The organism is Streptomyces sp. 5-10, from assembly GCF_014712245.1.
In the GTDB taxonomy this organism is placed as follows: Bacteria; Actinomycetota; Actinomycetes; order Streptomycetales; family Streptomycetaceae; genus Streptomyces; species Streptomyces violaceusniger.
Map to the genome: position 1 here is coordinate 1 of NZ_JACVYG010000049.1, position 16,077 is coordinate 16,077.

18 protein-coding genes are annotated in these 16,077 nt (G+C 71.9%); 6 read left to right on the forward strand and 12 right to left on the reverse strand.

Features of this window, described 5'->3' with window-relative positions:
• Positions 1–729: 729 nt before the first annotated feature.
• From IEJ02_RS37315 to IEJ02_RS37330, 4 genes are all read right to left on the reverse strand, one after another.
• Positions 730–1,758, reverse strand: coding sequence for an L-idonate 5-dehydrogenase (locus IEJ02_RS37315; RefSeq protein ID WP_191068850.1), 1,029 nt, complete (start codon positions 1,756–1,758; stop codon positions 730–732).
• A gap of 85 nt (positions 1,759–1,843) precedes the next feature.
• On the reverse strand, positions 1,844–2,674 hold the full coding sequence (locus IEJ02_RS37320; protein WP_191068851.1) for an SDR family oxidoreductase: 831 nt from the start codon (positions 2,672–2,674) through the stop codon (positions 1,844–1,846).
• 30 nt (positions 2,675–2,704) lie between these two features.
• Positions 2,705–4,102 carry a GntT/GntP/DsdX family permease gene (locus IEJ02_RS37325; RefSeq protein ID WP_191068852.1) on the reverse strand — a complete coding sequence of 466 codons (1,398 nt, stop codon included), beginning with the start codon at positions 4,100–4,102 and terminating at the stop codon, positions 2,705–2,707.
• Positions 4,103–4,122: 20 nt separating this feature from the next.
• Positions 4,123–4,635: a gluconokinase gene (locus tag IEJ02_RS37330; RefSeq protein WP_191068853.1), complete on the reverse strand. Its 513-nt coding sequence runs from the start codon at positions 4,633–4,635 to the stop codon at positions 4,123–4,125.
• 132 nt (positions 4,636–4,767) lie between these two features.
• On the opposite strand from IEJ02_RS37330, the gene IEJ02_RS37335 reads away from it, so the two are divergent.
• Positions 4,768–5,499, forward strand: coding sequence for a FadR/GntR family transcriptional regulator (locus IEJ02_RS37335; protein ID WP_191068854.1), 732 nt, complete (start codon positions 4,768–4,770; stop codon positions 5,497–5,499).
• A 144-nt stretch (positions 5,500–5,643) separates the two neighbouring features.
• On the opposite strand, the gene IEJ02_RS37340 is transcribed toward IEJ02_RS37335, so the two are convergent.
• On the reverse strand, positions 5,644–6,393 hold the full coding sequence (locus tag IEJ02_RS37340; protein WP_191068855.1) for an SDR family NAD(P)-dependent oxidoreductase: 750 nt from the start codon (positions 6,391–6,393) through the stop codon (positions 5,644–5,646).
• Positions 6,394–6,489: 96 nt separating this feature from the next.
• Between IEJ02_RS37340 and IEJ02_RS37345 the strand changes: the two genes are divergently transcribed.
• Positions 6,490–7,101 (forward strand): TetR/AcrR family transcriptional regulator, encoded by a 612-nt coding sequence (locus IEJ02_RS37345; protein WP_191068856.1) that lies wholly within the window; start codon positions 6,490–6,492, stop codon positions 7,099–7,101.
• A 154-nt stretch (positions 7,102–7,255) separates the two neighbouring features.
• On the opposite strand, the gene IEJ02_RS37350 is transcribed toward IEJ02_RS37345, so the two are convergent.
• Positions 7,256–7,519: a type II toxin-antitoxin system VapB family antitoxin gene (locus IEJ02_RS37350; RefSeq protein WP_191068857.1), complete on the reverse strand. Its 264-nt coding sequence runs from the start codon at positions 7,517–7,519 to the stop codon at positions 7,256–7,258.
• A gap of 435 nt (positions 7,520–7,954) precedes the next feature.
• The gene (locus IEJ02_RS37355) at positions 7,955–8,995 is read right to left on the reverse strand and encodes an aldo/keto reductase (RefSeq protein WP_191068858.1); all 1,041 of its coding nucleotides are present in this window, start codon (positions 8,993–8,995) and stop codon (positions 7,955–7,957) included.
• A 77-nt stretch (positions 8,996–9,072) separates the two neighbouring features.
• Between IEJ02_RS37355 and IEJ02_RS37360 the strand changes: the two genes are divergently transcribed.
• Complete coding sequence (locus IEJ02_RS37360) at positions 9,073–9,648, forward strand: TetR/AcrR family transcriptional regulator (RefSeq protein ID WP_317986018.1); 576 nt, start codon at positions 9,073–9,075, stop codon at positions 9,646–9,648.
• Here IEJ02_RS37360 and IEJ02_RS37365 read toward each other — a convergent pair.
• Positions 9,645–10,061: an ATP-binding protein gene (locus IEJ02_RS37365; protein WP_191068859.1), complete on the reverse strand. Its 417-nt coding sequence runs from the start codon at positions 10,059–10,061 to the stop codon at positions 9,645–9,647. The genes IEJ02_RS37360 and IEJ02_RS37365 overlap by 4 nt on opposite strands.
• Before the next feature lie 116 nt (positions 10,062–10,177).
• On the opposite strand from IEJ02_RS37365, the gene IEJ02_RS37370 reads away from it, so the two are divergent.
• On the forward strand, positions 10,178–10,987 hold the full coding sequence (locus IEJ02_RS37370) for a helix-turn-helix domain-containing protein (RefSeq protein WP_191068860.1): 810 nt from the start codon (positions 10,178–10,180) through the stop codon (positions 10,985–10,987).
• Entirely contained in the window at positions 10,984–11,169 is a 186-nt protein-coding gene (locus IEJ02_RS37375) for a DUF397 domain-containing protein (RefSeq protein WP_191068861.1), read from the forward strand. Before IEJ02_RS37370 ends, IEJ02_RS37375 begins: the two co-directional genes overlap by 4 nt.
• A 60-nt stretch (positions 11,170–11,229) precedes the next feature.
• Here the strand turns inward: IEJ02_RS37375 and IEJ02_RS37380 are convergent, their stop codons facing one another.
• Positions 11,230–12,003 carry an SAM-dependent methyltransferase gene (locus IEJ02_RS37380; RefSeq protein ID WP_191068899.1) on the reverse strand — a complete coding sequence of 258 codons (774 nt, stop codon included), beginning with the start codon at positions 12,001–12,003 and terminating at the stop codon, positions 11,230–11,232.
• A gap of 234 nt (positions 12,004–12,237) precedes the next feature.
• Complete coding sequence (locus IEJ02_RS37385) at positions 12,238–13,650, reverse strand: amidase (protein WP_191068862.1); 1,413 nt, start codon at positions 13,648–13,650, stop codon at positions 12,238–12,240.
• Between the two features lie 140 nt (positions 13,651–13,790).
• Between IEJ02_RS37385 and IEJ02_RS37390 the strand changes: the two genes are divergently transcribed.
• The gene (locus IEJ02_RS37390; protein WP_191068863.1) at positions 13,791–13,946 is read left to right on the forward strand and encodes an SCO1431 family membrane protein; all 156 of its coding nucleotides are present in this window, start codon (positions 13,791–13,793) and stop codon (positions 13,944–13,946) included.
• A 191-nt stretch (positions 13,947–14,137) separates the two neighbouring features.
• On the opposite strand, the gene IEJ02_RS37395 is transcribed toward IEJ02_RS37390, so the two are convergent.
• A complete protein-coding gene (locus tag IEJ02_RS37395) occupies positions 14,138–14,353 on the reverse strand; it encodes a hypothetical protein (protein ID WP_037953453.1) in 216 nt (71 codons plus the stop codon).
• A 128-nt stretch (positions 14,354–14,481) separates the two neighbouring features.
• Positions 14,482–16,071, reverse strand: coding sequence for an acyl-CoA mutase large subunit family protein (locus IEJ02_RS37400; protein WP_191068864.1), 1,590 nt, complete (start codon positions 16,069–16,071; stop codon positions 14,482–14,484).
• Positions 16,072–16,077: the final 6 nt, after the last annotated feature.

Here is a 16,077-nt window from a genome sequence, read left to right on the forward strand (position 1 = left end):
GCGCGGGCGGCGCGGGCGCGGGCGGCGCGGGGCCAGCCACTGACCCCGGCAGGGTCGACGCGGGCCGAGACGCGCTGACCCCTCGGGCGGGGGCGGCGAGGCCCGGAAGCACTGCCCCCGGGCAGAGGCGCGACGCAGGCCCGGGAGCACTCACCCCCGGGCGGAGACGCGACGCAGGCCCGGAACCGCTACGGGGCGTCCAGCGGACCACACGGGGTCTCGCCCCTGGACCCCGGGGTCAGGGGCGGAACCCCACCCGGGACCTGGGACGGAGCCCCACCCGGGACCTGGGACGGAGCCCCACCCGGGGCCCGGGGCGAAGCCCTGCCCGAGGCCTGAGGCCCCGTCCGGGGCCCGGGACGGAACCCCGCCCGAGGCCTGAGGCCCCACCCGGGGCCCGAGACGAAACCCCACCCGGGGCCCGGGACGGAACCCCGCCCGGGGCCTGAGGCAGAACACCGCCCGGGGCCTGGGGCAGAGCCCCACCACGCGGCGGAGCCGCATATCGATGCTGCGGGAAGGGGCGGGGAGGGGAACAGCCCGCCGCAGGCGCCACATCGCCGCCCCGAACACCCACCGGCGGGCTGATCGGTGGGCACACCGACGCAACCGAAGACCGGGCGACGCCCGCACGCATCCGCGCCACCCGCGACGCGGCCGGGGCCTGGGGCGGAGCCCCAGTTGAGGGAAGGGGCGGGGAGGGGAACAGCCCGCCGCAGGCGTCAGGGACTAGGCGAAGTCCAGCAGCACCTTGCAGGACTGGCCACGGTCGGCGGCCAAGGTGAACGCCTCCGCCGCCTCCTCCACCGGCCGTACGCCGCTGATCAGCGCGTCGAACGACGGCTCGGCGGCCAGCAGCCGCAACGCGTCGTCGAACTCGGCGTGGAAGCGCAGTGCGCCCCGCAGTTCGATCTCGCGGCTGACCAGTACGTTCCCGGCGAACGGGCTCTGCCCGGGCGGGAGCATGCCGAGTTGGACGACGACCCCGCCGCGCCGCACCCTCCGCAGGCAGGTGTCGAGGCCGGCGGCCACGCCGGATGCCTCGATGGCGACGTCGAACTCGTCCGAGGGCCAGTTCGGGTCGTCCGGGTCGTCGGCCCGTACGCACGCGGTCGCACCGGCCGCGGCCGCGAACTCCAAGGCGCGGGGCAGCAGATCGGTCGCCGTGACCGACGCCGCGCCCGCCGCGCGGGCCGCCGCGATGGTCAGGCAGCCGATCGGGCCGGCGCCGGTGACCAGCACATGGCGGCCCTTCACCGCGCCCGCCCGCCGCACCGCGTGCAGCGCGACGGACAGCGGTTCGGCGAGCGCCGCCCGGCGCGGGTCCAGCCCCTCCGGCAGGGCGCGCAGCTGCGCCGCCGGGACGGTGATGCGGGAGGCGAAGCCGCCCTGCACGTGGGGGAAGCGCGCGGCGCTGCCCAGGTAGCGGGTGTCGCGGCAGACGTTGGCGCGGCCGTCGGCGCACTCCGGGCACACCTCGCACGGCGTCGCCGGGTGCACGGCGACCGGCGTGCCGGCCGCGGGCCCGGTGGCGCCCTCGCCGTACGCCACCACCGTGCCCACGACCTCGTGCCCCAGCACCATCGGCTCCTGGAGCCGGAAGTCGCCCACCCCACCGTGGCGGTGGTAGTGGAGGTCCGATCCGCAGATCCCGCCGTAGCGGATCGCCACGAGCGCCTGCCCGGGCGCCGGTTGCGGCTCCGGGAGTTCCTCGACCCGCAGATCACCCTGTCCGTGGATCACACAGCCCAGCACCATCCGGCCAGCCTCCTCAAGCTCACCTGGTTTCGACCTGGTTTCGCAGCGTTCACAAGCCCGTCAGCGTTCACAAGCGCGTCAGCACTCACAACACGCTCGTCATGCCGCCGTCTACGTACAGCACCTGTCCGCTCACGAAGTCCGCCGCCGGGGACGCGAGATACAGCAGCGCCCCGATCAGGTCCTCGGTGCGGCCCCAGCGCCCGGCCGGGGTCCGGCCGCGCACCCAGGCGCTGAACTCCTCGTCCTCGACCAGCGGCCGGGTCAGCTCGGTCTCGATGTAGCCGGGGCCGAGCCCGTTGACCTGGATTCCGTACCGGCCCCAGTCCGCGCACATGCCCTTGGTGAGCATCTTCAGCGCGCCCTTGGTCGCCGCGTAGGGCGCGATGCCGGGGCGGACCACCTCGCTCTGGAGCGAGCAGATGTTGACGATCTTGCCGTGGCCGCGTGTGGTCATCCGCCGGGCGGCCTCCCGGCCCACCAGGAAGGCGCTGGTGAGGTTGGTGTCCAGGATCTGCCGCCAGGCGTCGTCGGTGAACTCCAGCAGCGGCGCCCGGTTCTGCATCCCGGCGTTGTTGACCAGGATGTCGAGCGGGCCGACCCGCTCCTCGACATCGGCGATCCCGGCGGCGACGGCCGGGCCGTCGGTGACGTCGAACGCGGCGGTGTGCACCCTCGCACCCCTCGCGCTCTGCGCGCCCCCCGCAACCTCCGTGCCCCCCGCGCCCTCCGCAGCCCCCGCGCCACCGCCGAGTTCGGCGGCCGCCTTCTCCAGGGCCCGCGGATCGCGCCCGTTGAGCACCACCGTGCAGCCGGCCTCCACGAGCCCCCGCGCGAGGGCGTGGCCGATGCCCCGGCTGGAGCCGGTGACCAGCGCGGTGCGGCCCGCGATGTCGAAGAGCGGATGTGTCGTCATGTCGTGCGTATCCCTATTCTCTGCTCGGCGCTAGATCACCAGTGACAGCAGCAGGACGAAGACGAGCCCGACGACGGAGATGATCGTCTCCATCACCGACCAGGTCCGCACCGTCTGCCCGACGCTCATCCCGAAGTACTCCTTGACCAGCCAGAATCCCGCGTCGTTGACATGGCTGAAGAAGAGCGACCCGGCGCCGATGGACAGCACCAGCAGCGCCACATGCGTGCTGGACATGTCGGCGGCCAGCGGCGTCATCAGCCCGGCGGCCGAGATCGTGGCCACCGTCGCCGAGCCCGTGGCCAGCCGGATGGCGACCGCGATCAGCCAGGCGAGGAGCAGCGCGGAGACGCTCCAGTCCTCCGAGATGTCCATGATCATCTTGCCGACGCCGATGTCGATGAGGGTCTGCTTGAAGCCGCCGCCCGCGGCGACGATCAGCAGCATCCCGGCGATCGGGGCGAGCGAGTGCTCGACGGTGGAGGAGATCCGGTCCCGGGTGAAGCCCGCCGGGCGGCCCAGCGTGAACATGCCCACGATCACCGCCGCCAGCAGCGCGATCAGGGGGTTGCCGATGACGTCGGCGACCCGCTGGACGCCGTTCTCCGGGTCGTCCACCACGATGTCGACCAGCGCCTTGATCAGCATCAGCACGACCGGCAGCAGCACGGTGAACACGGTGACGCCGAACCCGGGACGCCGCTCCAGCTCCTCCGACGGGCGCGTGGGCATCAGCCGGTCCGGCGGGGTGACGTCGACCCAGCGGTCGGCGACGCGCGAGAAGACCGGGCCCGCGATGATCGCGGTGGGGATGGCGATGAGGACGCCGAGCGCCAGGGTGATCCCCAGGTCGGCGTGGACCGCGTCGATCGCGGCGAGCGGGCCGGGGTGCGGCGGCACCAGGCCGTGCATCACGGACAGGCCCGCGAGCGCCGGGATGCCGATCCGCATCAGGGAGAAGTTGCCGCGCTTGGCGACCAGCAGCACCACCGGGATCATCAGCACCATGCCGACCTCGAAGAAGAGCGGCAGCCCGATGATCCCCGCGATCAGCACCATGGCCCAGGGCATCGTCTTGTTGTTCGCCCTGGCGAGGATCGTGTCGACGATCTGGTCGGCGCCGCCGGAGTCGGCGAGCAGCTTGCCGAGGATCGCACCGAGGGCGATCAGCACGCCGACACCCGCGACGGTCGACCCGAGACCGGCCGAGAAGCTGGTGATGACCTTGTCGAGCGGGGCGCCCGCGACGGCGCCGAGCGCCAGTGAGCCGATCGTCAGCGACAGAAACGCGTGCAGCTTGGTCTTGGTGATGAGGAGGACGAGAACGGCTATGCCGACGAGGACGGCTATGCCGAGCTGTGCGTGACCGGCCGACGTGATCGGGTCGACGGTGTCCGCTGCCAGCATCTCGGCGCTGAGTCTGGTCACGGCGGGTTTCCTAACGTGCGTTACTGGTGTTCGAGCCGCCGCAGTTCGGCGGCGGCCCGCTCGGTGATGACCTCGGGCTCCGGGGAGACGTCCACGGCGACGCCGTACTCGTCCGGCTGGAGCGGTTCGAGCGTGGCGAGCTGGGAGTCGAGCAGGTCCCCGGAGAAGAAGTGGCCCTTGCGCTCCTTCATCCGCTCGGCGATCAGCTCGCGGTCGCCGGTCAGGTGGAGGAAGACGATGCCGGGGGCGGCGGACCGCAGCCGGTCGCGGTACATCCGCTTGAGCGCCGAGCAGCTCACCACTCCCCCGCCCGAGGCGTGGGTCTCGGCCCAGGCGCCGATGGCGTCCAGCCAGGGGCGTCGGTCGTCGTCGTCCAGCGGGATCCCGGCCGACATCTTTTCGATGTTGGCCGGCGGGTGGAAGTCGTCGGCCTCGGCGTACGGGACGCCGAGCTCCTCCGCCAGCAAGGGGCCGATCGTGGTCTTGCCCGTTCCGGACACTCCCATGACCACGACAACCTGGGGGGCGTGCATTGTGTGAACCTCGCTGTCTTCTTCGACCTCGGCGCCGCCGGACACTCAACCCCACAGATACGACGTATTCAAGAGCCCGTGACATAAAAGTCATACTTATTTGATGGTCTGGTGGCCGCGTAGGCTGAGCGCATGGACGAACAGGGGCCCGAGGGCCGTGGTCAGAGGCCCAGGGGCCGGGGGCTGCACGACCGCGTCCTGGAATCCCTCGGCCCCGCGATCACTGCGGGCGACTACCCGCCCGGGACGGTGCTACGCACGGACGAACTGGAGCGGCGCTACGACGTCTCCCGCACGGTCGTCCGGGAGGCGGTGCGGGTCCTGGAGTCCATGCACCTGGTGGAGTCCCGCCGCCGGGTCGGCGTGACGGTGCGCCCCACCGAGGAGTGGGACGTCTTCGACCCCCAGGTCATCCGCTGGCGCCTGGCCGGACCTGACCGCCCCCGCCAGCTCCGCTCCCTCACCGCCCTGCGCTCGGCCATCGAGCCCGCCGCCGCCGGGCTGGCCGCCGAGCACGCCACCCCGGAGCAGTGCGCCGAACTCACCGAGCACGCGCTCAATATGGTGGCCACGTCGCGCGGCCAGCAGCTGTCCGCGTATCTGGTCCACGACGTGGCCTTCCACCGCGTGATCCTGCGCGCCTCGGGCAATGAGATGTTCGCCCGGCTCGGCGACGTCGTCGCGGAGGTCCTCACCGGCCGCACCCAGCACCGCGTCATGTTCAGCGACCCCGACCCGGAGGCGGTCACCCTCCACGTCCGCGTGGCCGAGGCGGTCCGCGCGGGCGACGCGGAGGCGGCGGAGCGCTATACGAAGGAGATCACCGTGGGCGCGCTACGGGAGCTGGACATCCTGGCGCCCTGAGCCCGCCGTGACGCCCGCCCCGGGCCTGGCGTGAATCCACCCCGAGTCCACCCGGGGCCTGCCGTGAGTCCACCCCCGAGCCCGCCGTGAGTCCCCCTTGAGCCCGCCCTGAGTCCGCCCGAGGGCGCGGCCGGTGCGCCCGGGTCAGATCTGGTTCTCACCTCCGTCGACGTAGAAGTTGGCGCCGAGGATGAAGCTGCTCTGCTCGGAGGCGAGGAACGCCACCAGCCCGGCGACCTCCTCGGGGCGCCCCATCCGACCGATCGCGGTGGTCGTGGCGAGGTGTGCCTTGAAGTCGTCCGCTTTGCCCTCGGGGGCGATGCCCGTGATCGCCGGTGTGTCGATCGGCCCCGGCGAGACCGCGTTGACCCGGATGCCGCGACCCTTGAGCTCGTTGGCCCAGGTCCGCGCGAAGGACCGGATCGCGGCCTTCGACGCCGCGTACGCGCCGAACGCCTCCGTGCCGTTGTCGGCGGCGGTGGAAGCGTTCAGGATCACCGAGGCGCCCTCGTTGAGCAGCGGCAGCGCCTTCTGCACGGTGAACAGCGTGCCCCGCACATTGACGGCGAAGGTCCGGTCGAAGTGTTCCTCGGTGACCTCCTCCAGTGTCGCGAACGAGGCGGCCGCCGCGTTCGCGAAGACCACGTCCAGACCCCGGCCCCGGGCGCGGACCGCGTCGTAGAGCCGGTCCAGGTCGGCCAGGTCGGAGATATCACCCGCCACCGCGGTGGCCCCCGCCGGGCCGATGGCCTCGACGGCCGCGTCCAGCTCGGCCTTCCGCCGTCCGGTGATGAACACGTGCGCGCCCTCGGCCGCCATCCGTACGGCGGCGGCCAGACCGATCCCGGTGCTGCCGCCGGTGACGACGGCGGTCTTGCCCTCAAGCTGTCCCATGCCAATAACCTCCCAAGCCTTCGGTACCGATCGATACCGAAAGCGAGCGTAGCGCACTTCTGAACCGATCGGTACTGAAGAGGTATCCTGGACGGCATGACGACGCGGCAGCAGGCACCGATCGGCCGACCGAGGGGGTTCGACGCCGACGAGGCCCTCGAGCGCGCCATGCGGGTCTTCTGGGAGCAGGGCTACGAAGGCGCCAGCCTCACCGACCTGACCAGCGCCATGGGCATCACCCGCACCAGCATGTACGCGGCCTTCGGCAACAAGGAGGACCTGTTCCGCAAGGCCCTGGAGCGCTACACCGAGGGCCCGGCCGCGTACGCGGACCGGGCCATGCGGGAACCGACCGCCCAGCAGGTGGCCACCGCGTTCCTCCACGGCTCCGTCCGGGCCAACACCCGCCCCGACTGCCCCGCCGGATGCTTCGGCGTCCAGGGCTCCCTCGCCGCCGGCGAGCCCGGACGCAGCGCCCGCGACGCCCTCATCGCCTGGCGCAACGAGGGCACGGCCCGCCTCCGCGACCGCTTCCGGCGGGCCGTCGACGAGGGCGACCTGCCACCGGACACCGATCCCGGAGTGCTCGCCCGCTACCTCATGGCCGTAGCGCACGGCATGGCCGTCCAAGCGGCCAGCGGTGCCACGCGGGAGGAGCTCCAGCAGGTGGCCGACGCGGCGCTGCGCAACTGGCCGCCCGCGCCCTGAGCCTGCCCGAGGGCGGTTCCGATCTCAGCGGGGCGCTGCGGAGCGCACGAGCCGATGGCCCCCTCGTCCAGCTCATGACCCCATAGATCGTTGAGCTTGCGGTCACGCTGGAGACGCCAGACGGCCGTGGAGTCGGCGAGGTAGCGGATCACGGTCAGGCCGTGCCCTTCTCCGTACGCTCAGAGCCACCCTTCTCGGCCGCGTGACGTTGCCAGAACCCTTCCTCGTCCCACTGCTGCGCCTGCTCCAGGTGGCGCAGGCGCGCCTCGGTGCGCGCCCGGCGCTCGGCGTACTCGCGGAGGGCGATGTTGACCATCTCCTTCTTGATCTTGGCACCGGACAGCCGCATGGCCTCCGCGAGGGCGTCGTCGTCGATGTCGATCTGGGTGGCGGACGACTGCGGGCAGTTGGGGGCCATGATCCCGACGAGTGCGACGCCCGACCGCGCCCAACGGCGTTTCGGTGGTCCTGACGTCGCACTCGGCCCCCGACCCCTGAATACCCCCTCCGAAATCGCTTGATCTGACGCAACTACTACATCAAGCGATTTCCAGGAGGCACCTCCGGCAGCCCGGCACCGGGAGCGGCCTCCGGGCACAGGTGCCGCCACCGGCCGCACATCGGCGTCCGCGAGATGACCGGCCGGTCTCCAGGCGACGCCCCCGCAGCCCGGCACCGGGCCAAGCCACCGGGCGCGGGTGCCGCCACGGTCTCGACACCGCACCGGCCCGACGGATGCCGACGAGGCCCGCGCCCCCACCCCCTGCCCATGCTCAAATGCGCCGAAGGCGCGAGACGGCGCCGCGCCATCCCACGTCGGTCAGCCCACGACCCCGCCCAGATCCCCGGCGGCTCAGATCACCGGTACCCTCGGCGCCGCCACCCGATCCACGTCGCCGCCGAGGGCGGCCTCGCGGGCTGCGGCGGCCGTTTCGTGGGGGTTGCCGAGGGAGACGGCGCTGACCTCGGCCAGGCGGGTGTACTGGTCCTCGGTCAGGGTCAGGTCCAACGCGCCCAGGTACTCCGTCAGTTGCGCGCTCGTACGGGGGCCGATGACGGGGATGAAGGCCGTGGCGGCGCGGGCCGCGTGGGCGCGCAGCCAGGCCACGGAGACCTGCGCGGCCGAGGCCCCGGTCTCGGCCGCGATGGCCAGCACCGTGTCCAGGACGGCGGTCTTCTGGCCGCCGTCCTCGGCCCGCACCCCCACCCCCCGGCGGGTCAGCCGCCCCTCCTCCCCGGCGCGGTATTTGCCGGTCAGCATGCCGCCCCCGAGCGGCGCGTACAGCGCGGCGCCGAGGCCGAACGCCTCGGCCATGGGGAGAAGTTCGCGGTCGGCGGTGCGTTCGGCGAGGCTGTACTCGACCTGTACGCCGATGATCGGCGTCCTGCCGAGCCGTTCGGCCGCCGTGACCGCCGACGCCACCCGCCAGGCGGGGAAGTTGGACAGCCCGCCGTGCAGGATCTTCCCCGCCCGGATCAGGTCGTCGAAGGCCGTGGCGATCTCCTCCACGGGGGTGATCGCGTCGGGCATATGCGCCCAGTAGACGTCGACATAGTCCGTGCCGAGCCTTCTCAGGCTCGCCTCCAGCGACCGGACCATGGTCTTACGGCTGTTGCCGGTCGCGCCGATCCCGGGGCGCTCGCCCCCGCCCGCGCTGTACTTCGTGGCCAGGACGAAGTGGTCGCGATCCGTGGCGAGCAGCTCGCCGAGCAGGGTTTCGGACGCCCCGCCCTGGTAGCGGTCGGCGCTGTCGAGGAACGTGCCGCCCGCCTCGGCGAACGCGTCGAAGACCGCCCGGTACTGCTCGCGGTCCGTGGTGGTGAAGTTCGCGGTGCCGAGTGCGTACTCGGATACCCGCAGGCCAGTACGCCTGCCGAAAGTGGTGTATCGCATCAGTGTGTCGCCTTTCCTGAAACTGGAATCTGATTCCGGTAACCCTACCGGAATCAGATTCCGGTACGCTGACCCCCGTGGACACCACCGGCAAACCCCTGCGCGCACACGCCGCCCGCAACCGGGACGCCCTCATCGCGGCGGCGCGCGACGCCTTCGAGGCCGGTGAACTGGACATCCGCATCGAGGAGATCGCCCGCCGGGCCGGGGTCGGCGTCGGCACGCTCTACCGCCACTTCGCCACCCGCGAGGCCCTCATCGAGGCCGTCTACCGGCAGCGGGTGGAGGACCTGTGCGGCACGGCGCCGCGCCTACTGGCCGAGCTCACGCCGTACGACGCGCTCCGCGTGTTCCTGCGGCAGCTCATCGCGCACGCGGCGGCCAGCCAGGGCATGGCCACCGCGCTGGAGGCGGTCATGAGCACCGGATCACCGGTTTTCGCGCAGACCAGGGCCGAGATGACCGACGCCATCGCCACGATCATGACCGCCGCCGTCACGGCCGGGGAGATCCGCAGGGACATCACCCCCGAGACCGTCTTCCAGGCGATGGGCGGCATCTGCACCGGCCACGACCGGCCCGACTGGGAAGACGGAGCCCAGTCCGTGGTGCGCCTCCTCCTCGACGGCCTCCGCGAACCCACGCCGCGCTAGGTCCCGATCTCGGCCCACACCGTCTTGCCGATCAGCTCGGGCACGACGCCCCACCGGTCGGCCAACTCCTCGACCAGCAGCAGCCCGTGCCCGCATTCGCGCGGCGCCTCGGGCTCAGGGGCCGGGCGCACGGTCGGCAGGCGTTCGACACGCGGGTCCCGCACCTCGATACGGAGCGTGGACCCGGTGACGGTGAGTGTCAGCCGGAAGTTCCGCCCCGGTACGCGGCCGTGCAGCGCGGCGTTCGCGGCCAGCTCCGCGATGATCAGTGCCGCCGTCTCATGCGGCAGCCCCCAGGAGCGAATGCGCTCCGTCCCGAGGAGTCGTGCCAGGCGGGCGCCCTTGCGGGTGGCCGACAGCAGGACCGTGTAGTGCGAAACGGAAGTGTCGGTTCGAGTGATTTGTTGCTTCACGTCACTCAGCGTGGCCGCGCGCGAATAGGCTGAAAAGTAGCGGCGCCAATACGTGCAGTGACTGTCCGGCCATCGTCCGGACCTGTCCGACGGCGTCGGGTGGGAGGTGGACCCGTATGGAGGATGAGGAAAGCGGCGCGGTCCTGAGGACGGTCGGCCGCCAGATCAAGTTGTGGCGGGAAGCGGCCGGGCTGAAGCAGGCGGAGCTGGGGGCCGCGATCGGTTACGGAGAGGAGCAAGTTTCGGCCGTCGAGCGGGCGCGACGCATCCCCAGCCCGGAGTTCCTGGACAACGCGGATCGGGTGCTGGAGGCGGGCGGCAAGATCGCCGCGATGAAGAAGGATGTCGCGGAGGCGCGTTACCCGAAGAAGGTTCGGGACCTGGCCAAGTTGGAGGCCGAGGCCGTCGAGTTGGGCGGATACGGCAACCACAACTTGCATGGGTTGTTGCAGACACCCGAGTACGCCCGTGCCCTGTACGACATGCGACGGCCCTCGTACTCCGAGGATGAGGTCGAGCAGCACGTGGCGGCACGAATCGCTCGGCAGGAGGTCTTCGAGCGGCGGCCCGCGACCACGCTGACATTCGTGCAGGAAGAGGTGACGCTCAGCCGCCCACTCGGGGGCAGAATGGTGCTGCGCCGCCAGCTCGAACACCTATTGGAACTTGGCCAGTTGAGGCACGTCGAGATCCAGGTGATGCCGACGAACCGCGAGGACCATGCCGGGATGGGGGGTGAGTTGGGTCTGCTGAAGCTCAAGGACGGCACGACGGTGGGCTATTCGGAAGCCCCACTCACCAGCCGCGTGATCTCCAACCCCAAAGAGGTCCAGATCCTTGAGCTCCGTTATGGGATCATCCGGGCGCAGGCCCTCACGCCGCGTGAGTCTCTGGCCTTCATCGAGAAACTGCGGGGAGAGACATGACCCTCAAGCCCAATGAGTGGATCAAGAGCAGCTACAGCGCCAGCAACAGCAACGACTGCGTAGAGGTCGCCGCGACCCCCTCCACCATCCACATCCGCGACTCCAAGAACCCCAACGGCCCCCACCTCACCGTGACCCCCACCGCCTGGACCGCGTTCGTCACCTACGCCAGCAACAGCTAGGGGCCCGACGAGCCGTGACGCCTGCGGCGGGCTGATCCCCTGCTGAAGCGGTCGGGGCCGTCAGGGCTTGCGGCCCACGCCCCCGTACGCGTCGACGTCGGAGGCCGCGCCGCTCGCCCCGTCGGGCCCCGGCCGCCACCGCGTGATCCGGACGATGCCGGGCTCCAGCACGTCGAGCCCGTCGAAGAACGCGGCGAGCTCGTCGACCGGGCGGACGTAGTACGGGACCGCACCGCTCGCGTTGTACGTCTCGGAGGCCGCGATCATGCCCTCGCTGGTGGCGGTGGAGTCGCCGATCACCAGGTAGCTGCCGGACGGCAGACGGGCCATCAGGCGGTTCACCAGGGAACGGGCCTCGGCGTGGTCGGCGACGTGGCCGAGGACGTTGAGCAGCACCAGGGCGACCGGCTGGGTGAGGTCCAGCGTTCCGGCCGCCGCCCGGAGTACGGCGTCGGGGTCGTAGAGATCCGCGTCGAGGTAGTCGGTGGCGCCCTCGGGGGTGCTGCTCAGCAGGGTGCGGGCGTGTACCAGGACCAGCGGGTCGTTGTCGACGTACACGATGCGCGCGTCCGGCGCGACGCGCTGCGCGACCTCGTGGGTGTTGTCAGCGGTGGGCAACCCGGTGCCGATGTCGAGGAACTGGCGTACGCCGTGCTCGGCGGCGAGGCAGGTGATGGCGCGGGAGAGGAAGTGACGGCTGGTCACGGCCACGTCGGCCAGGCCCGGGAAGATCTCCTTGATCTTGTCGCCGACCTCGCGGTCGGCCTCGTAGTTGTCCTTGCCGCCCACGAAGTAGTTCCAGAAGCGGGCGGAGTGCGGCTTGGTGGTGTCCATGCGCTGCGCGACATCGGCGGCCGTGCTGTGGGTCGGCTCGTGCTCGGACAAGGAGCTGGCTCCTGACGGGAGTTCGTGAGGGTACGTACGTAGGTGATGATCTCCTGCAAAGTTAGACGGAACCAGTCGCCCGGTGCACCGAAACGGTCGGGGAGCGAAAGATTGGCCACATATGTATGCGGCACCGTCGGTGCGGCGGGGCCGCGCGGGCCGGGGGCCGGCTGCCGCGCCGGGTTACGCGTAGTGGGCGGGTGGGTGGCGCTCGTACCACCGCTGGTCGGCCTCCAGCTGGGCCGCCAGCGAGATGAGCACGGGCTCGCTGTTGGCCGGGCCCAGGAGCTGGGCGCCCAGCGGCAGGGTGGCGGCGGGGTCGGCGAACCCGGCGGGGACGTTCATCGCGGGCCACCCCAGGACGTTCCACGGCCAGGCGTACGGGCATGCCGCGATCATGGCCCGGTCCGTACGCCACCCGGACAGACCGGCCATGGCGCCGATCCGCAGCGGGGGCGTGGCCGTCGTCGGGGAGAGGACGACGTCGAAGCGCTCGAAGATCGCCCCGACCTGGCGCCGCAGCGGCTCCTCGTACGACCGCGCCCACCGCAGCGCGGCGCCGCCCAGCAGGCGGCCGTTGCGGACGGCGCCGCGGGTGCGGATGTCCAGCAGCAGCGGATCGGGGACCCGGCCGGACCATTCGGTGAGCCCGGCCGTGGCGCGCGGCAGGAAGGAGAAGCCCACGAGCCCGTAGCGCGGCTCGGCCTCCACGACCTCGTGGCCGAGGGCCGCCAGCCGCTCGGCGAGCCGGACGACGGCGGCCCGCACCACCGGGTCCAGCCTCTTCGGGGTGCCGGTGAAGGCCGTCTTGAACGACAGGGCGATCCGCAGCCGCCCCGGGTCGCGGCCCACCGCGGACAGCACGTCCACCGGCTCGGGGCAGTGCAGATCCCCCTTACAGTTGCCGGTCGCGGCATGCAGCAGCAGCGCCGCGTCGGCGACCGTACGGGCCAGCGGGCCGTTGCAGGTGATGCCGTTGAACGCCTCGGCGTCCGGCCAGGTGGAGATCCGGCCGCGCTGCGGCTTGATGCCGACGAGATGCGTCCAGGCGGCGGGGATGCGGACCGAGCCCGCGCCGTCCGAGCCGAGCGCGGCGGGGACCAGACCGGCGGCGACGGCGGCCGCGCCGCCGCCGGAGGAGCCGCCGGGGGTGTACTCCGGGTTCCAGGGGTTGCGGGTGTCGCCGAAGGCGGGGCCCTCGGTGAACGGCCACTGGCCCAGCTCGGGGGTGTTGGTCTTGCCGACGATCACGGCCCCGGCCGCCTTCAGCCGCCGTACCGCCTCGCCGTCCTCGGTCTTGGCGGGGAAGTCCCCGCGGCAGCCGAAGGCGGTGGGCTCGCCCGCGACGTCCGTGTCGTCCTTGACCGCGAGCGGGACGCCGAGCAGCGGCAGCCGCTCTCCCGCCGCGAGCCGCCGGTCGGCCTCGGCGGCCTCGCGCAGGGCGGCCTCGGCGCGGATGCGGCGGAAGGCGTTGAGCGTGGGCTGGGTCTCGGCGATGCGCTGGAGCGACTGCTCGACCAGCGCACGGGAGGTCACCTCGCCGCCGGCCAGGGCGCGGATCTGCTCGCCCAGACCCTTGGGAATGACGCTGGTCACCGTGGACCTCCTCGGGTGAGTTCGGCCACTCCCCCTTTACCCCAGGTGGCCGCTCGGCGCACCCTGGGCAACGGTGATGACCCTTTTCATCACGTTCATCATCTTCATCACGATCATCGCTGAGCACAGAGGACACCCGCATGACCGACATCGCGGCGCGCCGCGCCCGGCCCACCGGCCTCCAGACCCGCACCGGGGGCCCCTCCGACGGTGAGGGCCACCTGCTGGAGCATCTGCTCGGCTGGTCGCTGGTCGTCGTCCTCGCGTCGCTCACCACCGGGCTGGGGCTGTTCTGAGCCTACAGGTCGCGGTCCAACACACTGCACCGCACCGTATGTCATAGCGGACCAATGACCCGGTCCGGGGTCTGGGGCGCAGCCCCGGTCCGGGGGCTGGGGCGGGGTCCCTGCCACGCGGCGGAGCCGCATATCGATGCTGCGGGAAGGGGCGGGGAGGGGAGCAGCCCGCCGCAGGCGGCAGGCGCGGGCTAGAACAGCGCCTGCTGGCCCGGCGTCGGGGGCTCCTCCTCGCCGAACAGCTTCGGCGGAGTCGTGAGCAGCGGCGCGATCCTCCGCGAGCCGGGGCAGGAGATCAGCTCGTACGCGGAGCGCCGCCCCGGCGGGTCATGGCGGGCGAAGCGCCCGCCGACGACCGCGATCTCTCGGGTGCAGACCGGGCAGGTGCGGCGGGGTGACGACGACATGGCTCCAGTGTCACCCACCCCTCCGACAACGGCCCCGGACCGACTCCCCGGCATCCGCCGCACCGGCATGCGACTCCCCGGCATCCGCCGCACCGACATCCGACTCCCCGGCATCCGCCGCCCCGCCCTCAGAACGCGTCCACCGGCCTGTACGCCCCCCACACCTCCCGCAGCGCGTCACAGACCTCCCCGAGCGTGGCCCGCGCCGCGAGCGCGTCCTTCATCGGGTAGAGCACATTGGCCGTGCCCGGCTCGCTCTCGGCGGCCTTCCGCAGGGACGACAGCGCCGCGCTCACCGCCGGCCGGTCGCGCTCGGCGCGCAGCCGGGCGAGTCGGTCGCGCTGGCGGGCCTCGATCTCCGGGTCCACCCGCAGCGGCTCGTACGGCGCCTCCTCCGCCAGCTGGAAGCGGTTGACGCCGACCACCACCCGTGTCCCCGCCTCCGCGTCCCGGGCGATCCGGTAGGCGTTCCGCTCGATCTCCTCCTTCTGGAAGTTCCGCTCGATCGCGGCCACCGCGCCGCCCAGGTCCTCGACCCGCCGCATCAGATCGACGGCCGCCTCCTCGACGGCGTCGGTCAGCGACTCCACCGCGTAGGAGCCCGCGAAGGGATCCACCGTGGCCGTCACATCGGTCTCGTGCGCCAGCACCTGCTGGGTGCGCAGCGCCAGCCGGGCGGAGACATCGGTCGGAAGCGCGATCGCCTCGTCGAAGGCGTTGGTGTGCAGCGACTGCGTGCCGCCGAGCACCGCGGCCAGGCCCTGGACGGCCACCCGGACGAGGTTCACCTCGGGCTGCTGGGCGGTGAGTTGGACGCCCGCGGTCTGGGTGTGGAAGCGCAGCATCTGGGACTTCGGATCGCGGGCGCCGAACTCCTCCCGCATCACCCGCGCCCAGATCCGCCGCGCGGCCCGGAACTTGGCGACCTCCTCCAGCAGCGTGGTGCGGGAGACGAAGAAGAAGGAGAGCCGGGGCGCGAAGTCGTCGATGTCCATGCCCGCCGCGATGGCCGTACGGACGTACTCGATGCCGTCGGCGAGGGTGAAGGCGATCTCCTGCGCGGGTGAGGCCCCGGCCTCCGCCATGTGGTAGCCGGAGATCGAGATGGTGTTCCACTTGGGCAGCTCGGCCTTGCAGTACTTGAAGATGTCCGCGACCAGCCGCAGCGAGGGGACGGGCGGAAAGATGTAGGTGCCGCGGGCGATGTACTCCTTGAGGATGTCGTTCTGGATGGTGCCGGTCAGCCGGGCCCCGGACACGCCCTGCTCCTCGGCCACGAGTTGGTAGAGGAGCAGCAGCAGGGCCGCGGGCGCGTTGATGGTCATGGAGGTCGAGACCCGGTCCAGCGGAATGCCGCCCAGCAGCACCCGCATGTCCTCGACCGAGTCGATGGCCACGCCCACCCTGCCGACCTCGCCGTGCGCGAGGGGCGCGTCGGAGTCGTAGCCCATCTGCGTCGGCAGGTCGAAGGCCACCGAAAGACCGGTGGTGCCGTGCTCGATCAACTGCCGGTAGCGGGCGTTGGACTCGGCGGCGGTGCCGAACCCCGCGTACTGCCGCATCGTCCAAGGGCGTCCGGTGTACATGGTCGGATAGACCCCGCGGGTGAAGGGGTACGCCCCCGGCTCGCCCAGCCGCGCGGCCGGGTCCCAGCCGCTGAGCGCGCCGGGCCCGTACACCGGCTCGACGGGGAATCCCGACTCCGACTCGCGCGCCATGGGTCA